The sequence below is a fragment of the Okeania sp. SIO1H4 genome (genome assembly GCF_010672695.1).
GTDB lineage: Bacteria > Cyanobacteriota > Cyanobacteriia > Cyanobacteriales > Microcoleaceae > Okeania > Okeania hirsuta.
Window position 1 is genome coordinate 184,503 of record NZ_JAAHGB010000003.1, and the last position, 15,216, is coordinate 199,718.

Annotated in this window: 6 protein-coding genes and 1 pseudogene; 4 read left to right on the forward strand and 3 right to left on the reverse strand. The window is 37.6% G+C overall.

Annotated elements, in window-relative coordinates; genetic code table 11:
* Positions 1-7 precede the first annotated feature (7 nt).
* The 3 genes from F6K06_RS01895 (at position 8) to F6K06_RS01905 (ending at position 5,949) form a co-directional block, all read left to right on the forward strand.
* On the forward strand, positions 8-3,070 hold the full coding sequence (locus F6K06_RS01895; RefSeq protein WP_124155657.1) for a hybrid sensor histidine kinase/response regulator: 3,063 nt from the start codon (positions 8-10) through the stop codon (positions 3,068-3,070).
* Between the two features lie 16 nt (positions 3,071-3,086).
* Positions 3,087-4,367, forward strand: a complete 1,281-nt coding sequence (locus F6K06_RS01900; protein ID WP_287239806.1) for a response regulator — start codon at positions 3,087-3,089, stop codon at positions 4,365-4,367.
* A 469-nt stretch (positions 4,368-4,836) separates the two neighbouring features.
* Positions 4,837-5,949 carry a mechanosensitive ion channel family protein gene (locus F6K06_RS01905; protein ID WP_287239808.1) on the forward strand — a complete coding sequence of 371 codons (1,113 nt, stop codon included), beginning with the start codon at positions 4,837-4,839 and terminating at the stop codon, positions 5,947-5,949.
* Between the two features lie 264 nt (positions 5,950-6,213).
* Here F6K06_RS01905 and F6K06_RS01910 read toward each other — a convergent pair whose 3' ends face one another.
* Complete coding sequence (locus F6K06_RS01910; RefSeq protein ID WP_287239810.1) at positions 6,214-7,500, reverse strand: hypothetical protein; 1,287 nt, start codon at positions 7,498-7,500, stop codon at positions 6,214-6,216.
* Between the two features lie 252 nt (positions 7,501-7,752).
* On the opposite strand from F6K06_RS01910, the pseudogene F6K06_RS01915 reads away from it, so the two are divergent.
* Positions 7,753-8,602: pseudogene (locus F6K06_RS01915) on the forward strand (IS630 family transposase).
* Between the two features lie 138 nt (positions 8,603-8,740).
* On the opposite strand, the gene F6K06_RS01920 reads toward F6K06_RS01915, so the two are convergent.
* Positions 8,741-13,126: a WD40 repeat domain-containing protein gene (locus F6K06_RS01920; protein WP_124155315.1), complete on the reverse strand. Its 4,386-nt coding sequence runs from the start codon at positions 13,124-13,126 to the stop codon at positions 8,741-8,743.
* Between the two features lie 433 nt (positions 13,127-13,559).
* Entirely contained in the window at positions 13,560-14,576 is a 1,017-nt protein-coding gene (locus F6K06_RS01925) for a CHAT domain-containing protein (protein ID WP_287239813.1), read from the reverse strand.
* Positions 14,577-15,216 lie beyond the last annotated feature (640 nt).

A 15,216-nucleotide genomic window follows, 5' to 3' on the forward strand; every position in this document is an offset into this window, starting at 1 on the left:
GAAAACAATGGCAGGAAATATTGCAGAATCTTGGAACTCACATAGAAACAAACATCGGTGGAGAACGACAATTGTTTTGCTCTGCTTGCTGTTGGCAGGGTATATGGGTAATTACTTCAAAATTCCCATAATTCTTCATATCGACTGGCTGTTTGGTAGTATTTTTACCATGCTGGTCGTCAGACTGTACGGGTTCGGTTGGGGCACGATCGCTGCCGCGATTTCCAGTTCCTATACAATTTTGTTGTGGCACCACCCCTCTGCCTTTATTCTCTACACCCTGGAAGCGATTTTTGTCGGTTGGGGACTGCGACGGCGCAGCAGCAACTTATTACTCCTTGATGTTTTTTATTGGGGAATTATCGGATTTCCACTTCTGTGGTTCCTCTATATCGTTGTCGCTAAAATTCCCCCTGAAAGTGTTTTATTCATTTCCTTCAAAAATCCACTCAACCAAATTTGCAATGCCTTAATTGCCAGTATGATTCTAACTCACACACCCATTGCTCAATGGTTTAGCATCAAGAATAAAACTCATGCCTTTGAGCAGACCCTCCTTAATTTGCTAGTAGCTTTTGTCTTACTCCCAGCAATGGTACTGACCATGTGGAACTGTCAGGATGCTACCTCTGTTCAAGAGAACAACGTTTTAGTTCGCCTAGAAGAAACCAGACAAAATGTCAGTACCGATATACAGAACTGGCATCAACAAAACCTGGAGAAGTTGGAAGCACTCGCATCCAATATTCAAGATAGCGTTCCGCTGTGGAATCGCTCAAACCGTTCCCAGAACCAGGAAACAATTCAAATTGCTCAACAAACCGTTCCCGATTTCCGCAATCTTTATATTACAAACACATATGGGCAGATTCTCAATTCAACCACTGTCGAAAACGCTAATCAAAATGTTACTCAACTAAACAGTTTACCACTTCAGGGTTTGTTAACAGCAAAACAGCCAATGCTCTCTGAGATGATAATGATATCCGATTCGCCAACGATCTTTCAGAGTATACCCATTTGGCAAGATGACAACCTAGTGGGTCAATTTGTTGCAGAAATTGATGTAAATAACCTGAAAAAAAGATGGCTATCCAGTCAGTCTACATCAACTCGGCTAGTGAGTTTACTAGATATACGAGACCGGGTCATTACTACCACTCGCGAAGATCTGAAAGTAGGGCAACCCTTTGATCGAGACCGGAATGGTGAAATTTATTGGATCGATCAAAATAGCTACCTTTGGGTACCGAATATTCCCAACACTGCTAAAGCCGTGCTTTGGAGAAAGTCATTTTACGTGCACAAGAGTGCTATTGACGGCGAGCTTCCATGGATAGTGGCGATCGAAACACCGACTGCTTACTATTTGGTAAAACTTGAGGGATTTTACACCAAAAGCTTCGCTATTCTGATGGCGATCGCTATCCTAGCACCTCTTTTAGCAAAACCCATTAGCAGTAGTCTAGTTAAACCCTTACTGCAACTTGCCAATCTCACCAGCAATTTACCCGATAAACTCACAGAACATCAATCGCTACAAATTCCAGCCAGTTCAATTACTGAAATTGAAACCCTGTCTAGTAACTTTCAATGTATGACAAGTGTTCTGCAAGATAAATTTCAGGAAATTCAGCAAGCCAGTTTGGAACTTCAGCAAGCAAAAGAAACTGCTGACAGGGCCAACCAAGCCAAAAGCGAATTCCTCGCTAACATGAGTCACGAGTTACGCACTCCACTTAATGGTATTCTTGGCTATGCCCAAATCTTAAAACGCAGCGAACCTCTCACCCAAAAAGGGCAAAACGGCATTGATATTATTTACCAATCCGGTTCTCACTTGATGAACCTAATCAACGATATATTGGACCTCGCCAAAATCGAAGCCCGAAAATTAGAACTGCATCCCACAGCCATCCATCTGCCTTCCTTCCTGCAAAGTGTTGTTGAAATCATCCGCATTCGTGGCGAACAAAAAGGGATTACCTTTAATTTCCAGGTTAGCTCTCAATTGCCTACGGGTATTTGCGCGGATGAAAAACGTTTGCGTCAGGTTTTGATCAACCTTCTGGGCAATGCCATTAAATTTACCGAACGCGGTAGCGTGACTTTTAAGGTTGAATCCATTGGGGCAAAAATTCGCTTTCAGGTAGAAGATACTGGGGTGGGGATGACTCCAGAACAAACCGAAAAAATCTTTTTGCCCTTTGAGCAAGTTGGCGATCATAAAAAGCAAGCAGAAGGCACGGGACTCGGACTAACTATTACCCGTCAAATTGCTGCGTTGATGCAAAGTGAAATCCAGGTTCAAAGTATTTTAGGTGAAGGCAGCACCTTCTGTTGGGAAGTTGAACTGCCTGAAGCAGAAGATTGGGCAGACACTTTGAGAGTCATGCAACAAGGCGTAATTCAGGGTTACAAAGGTGAGAAACGCAAAATATTGGTTGTTGATGACCGTTGGGAAAATCGTTCCGTATTAATTAATATTCTAGAACCCATCGGCTTTGAAATGATCGAAGCTAACAATGGAAAAGAGGGTATCGAACAGGTACTAAAAACATCGCCGGATTTAGTTATTACTGACTTATCTATGCCTATAATGAATGGGTTTGAGTTTTTACATAAGTTGCGTTCAGGAACTGACTCCGAAGGAGTATGCCATCCCCAACTACAAAACAAAATTGTTCTGGTCTCTTCCGCCAGTATTTTTGATATTGATCGCCACAAAAGTCTAGATGCTGGGGGAAATGATTTCTTACCAAAACCAGTGCAAGCTAAAACTTTACTAGAACTGCTGCAAAAACATCTACAATTAGATTGGATTTATGACGCAAATAACACTGAAAAACAGAATATAGAGGTTGTTGCCGATGAAATCCAGCCACCTGAAACAGAAATCTTGCAGCAAATCTGGGAATTAGCCCAAGATGGAGAAGTTGATGGCATCATAGAAATCGCTGAACAACTTCAGGATAACAATACTGCTGCCTTTACCCAAGAATTGATCCGCCTTGCAGAAGCTTGCGAAATCAAACAAATGCGAGCATTTATTCAAAACTACCTCGTTTAATAAGGAGCAGAAACCCATGCCAGATCCAACCCAACCATTTATTTTGATTGTGGATGACAAACCCACTAACTTATCTGTGTTGTCAAAAGCCTTAAAAGCTGCGGGCTATAAAGTCCGCATGGCAGTTGATGGTGAAGATGCTCTAGCCCAAGTACAACGCCATCACCCAGACATGATTCTGCTGGACATTGATATGCCGAAAATAGATGGTTTTGAAACCTGCATTCGTCTTCAGGCAAATCAAGCAACTAAAGGAATTCCAGTCATTTTTATGACAGCTATCGCTGATACCGAAGACAAAGTCAAAGGTTTGTCATTAGGTGCAGTCGATTACATCACCAAACCCTTTGAAGAAGCGGAAGTGTTAGCTCGCGTCAAAGTCCACTGGCGATTAAAGCGACTGACGGATACTTTAGAACAGCAGGTGAGTGAACGGACTCAGGCGCTGCAACAAGCTCAAGTGCAATTGGTACAACAGGAGAAACTCTCGGCGCTGGGGCAATTAGTGGCTGGGGTTGCCCATGAAATTAATAATCCAATTGGTTCCATGGTCGGTAATGTTAGTGTTGCACAAGATTACATCAACGATCTATTAGGTATCATCGATCTCTATCGCGAGAAATTTCCTCAACCCGGTGCAGAAATTGAAGAAGCACTGGAAGCAAGCGACTTAAACTATATGCGAGAAGATTTACCAAAGTTAGTTAAATCTATGAAAGACGCTGGCGATCGCATTCAATCAATTAGCAGAAGTCTTCGCACCTTCTCCCGCGCTGATAGCGATACAAAAAGACCTTTTGACTTACATGAAGGGATTGATAGCACTATCCTGATTTTACGCCATCGCCTCAACGCTAACGAAAATCGTTCCGCCATTGAAGTTGTCACCGACTACGGCAATATTCCGAAAATTGTTTGTTTTTCTGGACAATTAAATCAGGTGTTTATGAATATTTTAGCCAATGCCATTGATGCTTTAGATGAATCCGATCGGGGAAGAGATACAGAAAATCAAGCTCATTCTAATCTAATTACCATTAAGACGCAACTGGTAGATGAACAGGTGAAAATTGCGATCGCTGATAATGGCAAAGGAATGTCACAAGAAGTGAAAGCCAAGATTTTCGACCATCTATTTACGACTAAAGCAATAGGGAAAGGAACAGGATTAGGATTGGCGATCGCTCGTCAAATCATAGTCGAAAAACATGGTGGAGAGATTCACGTTGATTCTATACTAGGAGAAGGCACTGAATTTATAATTAGTTTACCTACAACAGCAAACAGAAAAATTTAACTAAGCTGGATAGCAAAAGTCATCTAAAGATGACTAAAGGGAACTGACTATTATGATTAATTAACTAGGTACCAGCTTTTCGCTCCGGAATGCGACCCTTGCCAGCATTTAGCTGGAGTGCTTGAAATTCGAGGGTAACGGTCCCCCACAAGAGCTTGAAAAAATTAGTGGTGCGCCTTTTATGAGGGGAAAGAATCCCCCATTATACACCGTGAAAAGCTGTTTTGCTACGCAACATGTTTGCGTAGCATTCCGCAGGAAAAGGCCGTAGCCTTGGGTTAGCAATATGCTGTTAAGGTTTGCGCAGCATGACCTAGGAAAGTTCCTCCTACGGAGGCTAGCTGAGTGCTGACTGCTACTTCAATGAGACTTGATATAAAGCCTTCCCTCTTTCTTCTTCCTTTTTAAATTATAACTGTTAAACCCAATATGGTATTATTGAACTCTATTTGACTAATATCGGATAATTATGGAAGCAATTTGGCAAATCATCAAAAATCTCACAATTCTGAATATACCAGTAAGAATAATATTTTTTATAGTCCTGGTTTTAATAGCCACATTAGCCTTAAAACAATTATTAACCACAATTGTAATTAACCGAATTGAGGCTTTAACTCGTAATACAAAAACAACCCTTGACGATCAATTAATTGCAATTATTAAACAACCTATCGCATGGTTCATATATTTACTGGGATTTCGAGTTACACAATTAATCTTAACAGATTATATTTATCCCCAATTCAATCAAACAATTACAGGAATTATTAACCTAGCAATAGTAGGTAATGTCACACTAATTATCTACCGTACATCTCCAATTGTAGGAGGATTTTTTAGAATTTTATCAGCTCAAACAGACACTGAATTGGATGATATTATTAGCCCCTATATTCCGAAACTATTGAGGTTAACTGCCATAGTAATTTTTGCCCTAAAAGCAGGAGAAGTATTACTGGGAACTTCTGCTACTGCAATATTTGGTTTAATCGGCGGTTTTGGTCTGTCATTAGGCTTATTATTTAAGGATGTTATTGTTGATTGGGTAGGGACAATTGTAATTTATACTGACGCTTTGTATCGAGTAAATGACTGGCTTTTACTGCCAAGTGGTCTGAAGTGTACTGTACAACATATAGGTATTAGAAGTACAACAATTTATATACCCGATAAGGGAGTTACCCAGAAAATTCCTAACTCTAAAATGATTGATGGTAGCATCAAAAATTTCTCTCAACAACCAATTGAAAATAAGACAGCAGCTTTTATGTCGTATATTAAAATTGACGGAATTTCATCTAAAAAAGTAGTCGATCTTAATGATAAAATTCGAGCAATTCCCAAAAATTTTGACCTTTTATATGATTCTTGTATAGTCAGATTTAATGGTTTGGAAAGAAATGCTCGTGTGATTAGAGTAATTGGATTTACTAATGATTTAGATAATTATTCGAGAGCTTATGACCAATTAAATTTAGCAATATTGGCTTTATTAGAGCAGGAGGGAATAGATTTATTTTATGTGAATATTCTTAGTGACACAGAAACTTATAAAACTTGGCAGTATAGTGAAAATTAGGCAATAAATATCTAATATTATGTTCAGTGCTCAGTTGCATTTAATCCTGGCTCAAATGTTAATCTAGTTGGAATTAATTCTGGCTGAAAAAGTTCCTTATTGCTAGTCCACGGCTTTCTTATTGCTGGTCGCTACAATTTATAATCAAGGAGCAAATTTCACTTCTGTGATCGCTTAGTTCTAGGGAGTATGGCAAAAAAAAGAAATGGAAATTAATTACCCAAAATATAGGTAAACAATTTGTATTTATTTGCTAAAATCTTGCTAATTAAAGAAAGAAAGGTCTATTCTACCAAAATTTGTACTGAGGGCTATTTGCATATTTTCCAATACTTTGACTAACCATTGAACTTTTTTTTGTGTTGAAAATTGATAATGCTTAAATAAGAGTGCAAATCGTTTTTCTAAGTTAGGTTTAAGTTGTTGACAAACTAATAAGATTTTTAGTAGTAGTCCTGTTGTGATTACAGGTCCTAAATTACCAATCAGATTAATAAAAAAGAAATGCTGTGACTTCTTTGAACTATGGACAATAAAAAAGCTTAATAATTTATGGCAAGTCTTCATCATTAAAGATTCATTTAATAACTCATCATTACGTTCAGACATAATACTTCTTAAATAGTGGTAGAGTTTATTCTTAAAGTGAACTTGAATATGATGAGATTCAACATCAAATGATGAACTTAGATATTCATAAAAACTGTGTTTAAAAAGGTGATATGATTGGGGGACTGTGGTATAAGCTAAAAACCGTTTAGCATAATTTCGATATGTTTCATTCCCTTCTACTTTTCCCACAAATTGTTTGATAGATAATAATAGTTCGTCATTAGACAATAAGGTAGGATTTTTAGCTGATGTAGACTTTTTAACTTGACTAACTTGTAGTCTAGCTTGGTGACTAACATAATGGGATAAATCAATTTCATATTTTTGCTGTTTTTCTACTTGCATTTTTCTGATAGCTTGTTGATGTTCTTTACTGCTATTTGGAGTAATTAATAAATATTTATATAAATAAGGATAGTGGGAATTAAGATTTTTTAAAGGTTGATTTAGAGGATCGTGGGTATGATTTGCAGATGATATATTTATTACTTCTACCATCCGTTTTAAACTCAAATACTGTTGGCTTTGAGTAAAACCTTTGACAAGTTCTAACATTTTTTTTGTTAGGCGAGGTCTGTCATAGGAAGAGTCATATTTATCAATTGCTTGCTCAAATAAATTCATCAGTTGTTTTAAAACATTTTTTTTATCTTGAGGTAGTTGTTGATGATTAATCAAGATATAACAACAACGATTCAGCAGATAATTAAATTTTTCTTGGCATTCTGGGAGTTGTATGATTTTCGAGAGTGCTGTAGATATTTCTGGAATTCGGTATGGGGAACATCGAGTAAATAGTATCCGAAATCTCTCAATTATTTGATCGATTGATTCAGTTAAAACCAATTCCAAAAAGTGATGATAAATCTTTTGTTCTTCTCTATAGATTTGTTGATCATCAAAATCTGTAGTGATGATTTTTTTTCCTGTAGATTTCATCGAAATTTGCCTCCCTGAAAAAAGAACGTTATTAGTCACTAGGTATAATATACACTAACAATCATTTATTGGTTAGAAAGTTAGGTTTGTGACTGGATAGTTTTAGATATTGTATTATGTACTTCTATCACCGCCTTCACTCCAGTTATCAAACTGTAGCATTGGTTTGTATCCTGAATATAGTCGTTTAACTTAAGGATGAGACAAAAACAGAGTAAAATTTTCAAATAGAATTGAGAGTAGTTGAAAGTAATGACTTATAGTTTAGATATAAGACAAAAGGTAATAGATTACATAGAAAGTGGTGGGAAGATAACCAAGGCAGCAAAAGTATTTGCTTGGAGGAAGAGCGTCCATATATAGATGGTTAGAGAGGAAAAAGCTTGAAGCCACAAAGGTAAAGCATCGTCACAGAAAACTAGATTGGAAAGAATTAGAAAAATATATAAAGGAAAATCCGCAAGTAAAATTAAAACTCATAGCAGAAAAATTTGAAGTTAGTACAACGGCAATCTGGACTGCCTTGAAAAAAATGAAAATAACTAGAAAAAAAAGAACTTCGTTATCAAGAAAGAAATAGAGAAGAAAGAATAAAGTATAATAGAACCATTCGAGAATTAATAAAAATATATGGAAGTAACAGTTTAGTATATATTGATGAATCAGGATTTGAAGAGGTAAGTACTTGTATTTATGCTTGGTCAAAAAGAGGAAAGAAAATCTATGGAGACCAACAAGGAAAACGAGGGAAAAGAGAAAACCTAGTAGCAGGGAGAAGAAAAAGAAATCCATGACTTAATAGCCCCAATGATATTCACAGGAAGTTTGAATGCAGAAGGTTTTGAAGGATGGTTATCACAATATTTATTACCATCATTAGAAATTATCGAGCGTCTTAATCATGGATAATGCTCCAATCCACCGCAAAAATGTAATTAGAGAAATGGTAGAAGAGGCAGGGCATCAAGTAATATTCCTTCCCAAATATTCTCCTGATTTAAATGATATTGAACATGATTTCAGTGCATTAAAAAGAGCCATAATGTATGCTCCTACCCATAAATCTTTAGATGAAATAATCCGTGATTATTGTGTAGCTTAATGTCTCACTCTTAAGTTAAATAACTATATATTCTCATTATTAATGTATTTATGGATGAGGAGCGATAATGTGTATCAATTGTCACAAAAAATTCTGCTGCTGTTCTGAGATGTGCAAAAAAATACACATTGACCTAACTTATATCATGTTTAAAATAATGCTGTTTAAAACTTCTGGCGTAAAGGGATTTTCATCTTTTTTCAGAGATTCAATCCAAAGCAGTCGTTGTGCTTTTTGTTCAGTGTTTTTTACCTGCTTAATAAACGCTTCAAAATCTTCAACAGCACTGTTAAAATCACCTGTTAATGCTCTGGCCAAACCTCGACTATCTCTAAACTGTTCATTTTCTGGCTCAAGCTCCACTGCTTTATCACAAGCAAACATCACATCCGTTGCATGACCATGTAAACTACCGTATCGACAGAGTTTATCCCAGTGTTTGCCCAGAATTTGTAAGTTCGGATGATAGTTTTGAGCCACATTATAAGCACGAATTGCTTCCTTAATTTTTCCTTCTTTTGCTAATATTCCCCCTTCATCCCGCACGCCTGGAGCTGCAATCATTTTGGCTTCTGTTAATGGATCAAACTTCAAATTAGGATTTAGTTCTAACGCTTTGCGATATTCAGCAGCAGCACCTTCAACATCGCCATTATTGGTTACTATTCTGTTACCTTTTTCTAGGAAAAGTTGTGCTGAAGGTTGAACATCATCACACAGATGCTTATTAGGATAATCTTCAGGTCTACTTTTGAGATAGTCCTCCACCCAGTCGCAACCTCTAGCTAGCAGATCGTCGATATCCAAATTCCATAGTCTAATAGTTTTGTCATCACTAATTGAAACTATCTGGTTATTATTAGGGTTAAAAGCCAGATTCTCCACCTGTTCTGTATGACCGCTAAGAGTAAGTAGTAGAGTGCCATCAGGTTTCCAAACTCTGACTGTTTTGTCATTACTTGCTGTAGCAATTAAGTCTCCCTTGGAATTAAAAGCAATGCCAAGCACTGAATTAGTATGCCCACTTAAAGTATGTTTGACGGTTCCATTAGGAGTCCAGAGTTTGACCGTTGTATCTCGACTAGCAGTAGCAATGAGGTCTCCCTGAGGACTGAAAGCAATACTGTAAATAGAGCCTTTATGTTCTTCAAATGTATTGAGTAGTTTGAGTCTATCTCCATCAATTTTCCATACTTTTGCAGTCCCGGTTAGACTGGCAGTAACAATGAGGTCTTCTTTGGGACTGATGGCAACATCGGTAATTTGATGGCCATGTTTTGTGTCTATTTCTAGGAATTCTTCAACTAAATTACCATCAACTTTCCATAGTTTGACTTTTTTGTTTAAGCCAGCAACAATAAAATTGCCCTTGGAACTGAAGGCAATATTATAAGAGTTGCGAGCACCTAATTTTTTATCGGTCAGGTCAATGACTTTTGTACCATCAGGTTTCCAGAGTTTGGCTATACCGCGATGGGTCATGGTAGCGATCAACTCACCGTTAGGACTAAAGGCGACATCTGTTACCCAATTATTGTGCTTGATGTTAGGCTGTATTAAAGTACCATCAAGTTTTCGCAGTTGAAGTGTATTTTCGTAATAACAACCCAAAGCAATGAGGTTATTAGGACTAACGGCAACACGCCTACAATGATAATTATCAAGTTGGCTTTTGCCGAATGTGTCTTGATAAGGGATGGTATTCCAAAGTCTTACTGTTTGGTCAGCACTAGCACTCGCTATTAAGTCTCCTTTGGGACTGAAGGCAATGCTATAAATTTTTTTGTTGTGTCCTTGAAGGGTGTCTACAAGAGTACCATCTGGTTTCCAAATTCTGACGGTATTATCTTCACTAGCACTAGCTATTTGTTCGCCGTTTTTGCTGTATACAACACTATAAACTTTATCGGCATGAGAGAGGGTATCTAAGAAAGTACCATCAATTTTCCAGAGTTTGACCTTATTGTCAAAACTAGCAGAAGCAATTTGGTCTCCGTTAGGACTGAAAGCAACATCAAAGACTATTTTTTCGTGTCCTTCAAGGGTTTTTACTGCGTTACCATCAGGTTTCCAAAGTTTGACTTTGCCACCCTCATCTCCAGTAGCAATGAGGTCTCCTTTGGGGCTAAATTCAATATCATATACATTCCCCTCAGCAGGAAGAGTTGCAACCAAACTACCATCTACCCAACTACCATCTGTAGATTTCCAAATTTTGGCTGTGTCATCTTTACTACCAGTAACAATAAGGTCTCCTTTTGGGCTGAAGGCAATACTACGAAGCTCTCCTGTATGTCCTGTTAGAGTTTTTACGAAAGTGCCATCAGATTTCCAAATTTTAGCTGTGTTATCTTTACTCGCAGTGGCAACAAAGTCTCCGTTGGGGCTAAACACTACTCTGGTAACTTGGTTATCGTGATTTAAGGTTGCTACTAATGTGCCATCAGATTTCCAAATTTTAGCAGTTTTATCTTTACTTGCTGTCGCAACAAGGTCTCCCTTGGGACTAAAAACTGCTCTATAGACTGCTCCGCCATGGCCTAGAATTGCCATCAAAGTACCATCTGCTTTCGAGAGTTTAGCAACGTTATCGCTACCTGTCGTGGCAATGAGGTCTTCTGTGGGGCTAAATGCCACGCTAATAACTTCGTTATCGTGATTTAAACGATTATATTCCATCTTCCCAGGGGTAGAAATTATCTCTCGTAATGTATCTATACCTAATAGTCGAGTCTCAGGTTTTGCCCAACCAGCATTTTTTAATTTTTTCCCCAGCTTAATACCGTTAACGAGTGTATCCCATGTTTGAGTAGAATTGAAACTGTCTTTTAGACTCTCAAACTTATTTCTAATTTTGGTATTCCAGTTGTTAACAGTAGCACGTCTCCATCCGAACACAGCAACTCCAGCCAAAACTGATATCAAAACAAAACTGCTAGTAACTGCCACAATATTCCGTCGCCGTTTTTGATCGCGAAATTTCACACTCTCTCGAATAAACTCTTGTTCTTTTTCTGAAAGTTCATCGCGACGGTCTTTTAGTTGTTCCTGGGCCTGAGCGAGTGCTGCCCCCCGTAATAGTTGTCCCTCATCTCGCCCCATTTCTTGCCACTGACGCATAAAACCCCGCAGTCTTTCTTGCCATGCACGAAATTCTCGGTCTGTTTCCATCCATCCTTTCAGTTGACCCCAATTTCTAATTAAGGCTTCATGGACTACCTCAACTGTTTCTTGCCCTGAATTTTCTTCTGTTTCACTGGTAATAACAGTACGACTGGTGACAACTAACCGTGCATCAGCTAATTTTTTGACTAAATTCCATGTCTGGTTTAATTCTGCTTTAGTTGCCACTCTTCGGGTGTCTTCTGTACCTTCTCCGGGTCGTACTAATTGCACAAAAATTCGATGGACTTGTTGTTGTTCTTCTGGTTTAAGTTTACTAAATTTGTCATCAGCATAACGAGTTAATGCACCAGAAACTTGACCTATTTCTTCATAAGCTTTATGAGTTAATTGTTTGCTTTTTCGTTGTTTCCAAAGTTCTGTCAGAGCAAATTCTAATAAGGGTAAATTTCCTGGTTCTTTATCTACATCTTCAAGAATACGTTCTACCAGTCCGCTTTCAAAATTGATACCTAATTTTTGAGCAGGTTTTTCAATAACATCTCTTAGTTCTTTTGAGTTCATGGAGCGGATTTTTACATCCCCATTTCGCAAGACATCTGCTAATGGTGGATAAGATAATACATTCCCTAAAAAATCAGCCCGCATTGTGGCAACTAATACGGTTGATAAGGATGATTGTTTGCTGAAAGACCGGAATGTATATAAGAGAAGATCGAGAAATTTTCGGCGGGTTTGTTCATCATTACAAAGGGTGTAAATTTCCTCAAATTGGTCGGCAATTAATAAAGTTCTGCTATTGGGATGATTATGTTGTATTTGTGTAAAAACTTTGGATAATTGATTGGTTTTTTTTGTATCTTTTAGATACTCAGATAAGTCGTCAGTTTGAGTCAGAAGTTGAGTTTCATTTAGGTTCGGTGCGTAGAGTGGAATTAAAGCACGAGCTAGAGCATAAAATGGGTCTCCTCCTGGACGAAAATGGGTAAATTGCCAATGTCCAGCTTTGACTAATTTCGGTACTAATCCTGCTAAAATAACTGAAGATTTGCCACTGCCAGAGGCTCCTAATACGGGAATAAAATTACGAGTTTCTGTATATTCATAGAGTTCTTCAATAAATACTTCGCGCCCAAAGAAATATTCAGCATTTTCTGAGTTAAAGTGATATAAACCTTGATAGGGACAAAGTAATTTATCGTCTATATCTTCTTCAGTAGATGTTGTAATTGTTTGTTTTTCATAATAATAGTTATAGATTACAGTACGAGATTGATTAATACTTGTAGTGCCCTCTGTTGTATTGACAAAATTTACAGGATTTTCACTACCTGAAACTGTCAAATCTCTGGCTGTTTGATTTTGATTGGATAGGGATTTGTCATTTTGTTCCGTAGTCATAATATAGTTATTGAAGATATTATTTGAATCTAATTAACTAATACCAATTCACTTTACCTCTCCCCTACTCCCTCACTCCCCTACTCCCCCGCTCAAGAAAATGTAGCAAACATTTATCAAATTGGTATAAATAGGGCTTGCTGATTAAATCTAAAAGTATTTACAGATAAAGGTTTTAGCCTTTTTGATATCGAAAAAAGTGCGCCTGTTTCAGCTCTTCACGCTCAAAAAGTAGCGTATTTTAGGTGCATAGTTAGGCAGAAAAATCATTCTTACAAAACTTAGCTCCTACCTCCTCGCTCATTCCCTTTTCTCCTGTCTCCTGTCTCCTGTCTCCTGTCTCCTACCCTCACCCATAAGGCTTTTTCAGCAAACCCTAAATAGGTAGACGCAAACCCCCTGAAGCAATCTCACCCTTGATTAAGAGAGAAAATTAAATCCAAACTTTGGCTAAAATTGTTGCAACTTTCATCACAGGTCCAGCTAATTTTTCTACACCTTCTAATCCTTTTTTAAGTGCCTCAACTGCTTCATCTATCAAGCCTTTGTCAGGTTGAGGTTTCTTTAATTCTGTTTCTAGTATTTCAACAGGAATTTCTGCTTGTTTTTTCTGAATTAAACTTAGAGCATTTGTGGCAGCAATTTCCTGTTTAAGCTTTCCTAATTCAGCTAATGCTGTATCTATTTTTGATTCAGAATTTTCTCCGATAGTTTGAGTGTGGCTTTGGTCAATATTCACATTGCTACTTCTAGTATTTGTTGGGTTAAAAGGATTATTTGTTCCACCAATACTAATGTTGCCAAAATTTTGGGATTGATTGAAAGATTTGGGATTTGATTGAGAAGAATTATGATTAAATTTGTTTTGAGAATTCATGGCTAAATTTTCCTTCCTAGGTCGATATTTTAATTGCGGTTTGTCTGACTCTGGAATACTGTTTAAATCAATTAAAGTACAGCCAGATTCAAAGCAGCGATCGTAGGGTTCTCCAGCACCTAATGCTCGATAAAAACCAACGGCAAATTTGATCGCAGCTTCGTCTCCCATAGCTTGATTTATGCCAATAACACAATCAATATGTTGATGAATAGCTTGAGCTTGAATTTCACTATAACAAGCATTAAGTAAAACACATTCTAATTGATTTTGAAAACTTTGAAATAATCGAGCTAAAGCTTCTTCACTAACTAATACAGTTTTACCATAATTATCTTCTAAAACTAACCCATTATTTCCTGTTCCATGACCGGAAAAGTGGACAATTGTGGGATGATAATCATAGAGTGTTTGTTGTAAATCATCAATCTGAACCGCTCCAACTGGAATAATTTGAAATTCGTTTCTATGGTTTGATTGTCTAAGAGTTTTGCGGATATCGTTGACTTCTTTTCCCAGACGTAATCGACTTGTATCTGAGGGATTTGCTGAGAGAATTAAAATGTTTTTCATAAGTTTAAGTTACTAAATCAAATCTATAAAATTAGTTGAATATTATCGCCAATTTATCACCATTAATATCATGTCCGGTTAAACAGTTATAGCGGGGAACAGGGGGAAAAATATTTCCCTGTCTGAGGTTCATCATCAGCATAAGTCCTAAGCAACTTGTTCATTGCTATATGAGGGGAAAATTTAAGCATTATTTTGGTCAAGAGTTGAGCAGAACAATCTTGGGACAAAACTTAGCTCCTACCTCCTCCAAATTCCCATTTCTCCTGTCTCCTGTCTCCTGTCTCCTGTCTCCTACCCTCACCCATAAGACTTTTTCAGCAAACCCTAATTAATAATTAATAATTAATAATTAAATAATTCTGGTTTAAAGCCTCCCCTTTTAAGGGGAAAAAAGCGGTTGAGGGATGGCGAGGTCCCCTCGCCATATCCAATCAACCAAGACAGCGGTCGTTAGCGCAGCTTCCCGAAGGGTGAGATGGCGATCTTCGGAGCGGCTCTGTCAAGAGCGGGTCTCCTCGCCATCTCCAATCGACCAAGATAAGAAATAATATTTCCTTATATTCAATTCCGTAACGGTTTTAACCAGAGGTAATTATCAATTATCCATGATCAATTATCAATTAATGAACGCCTCGCC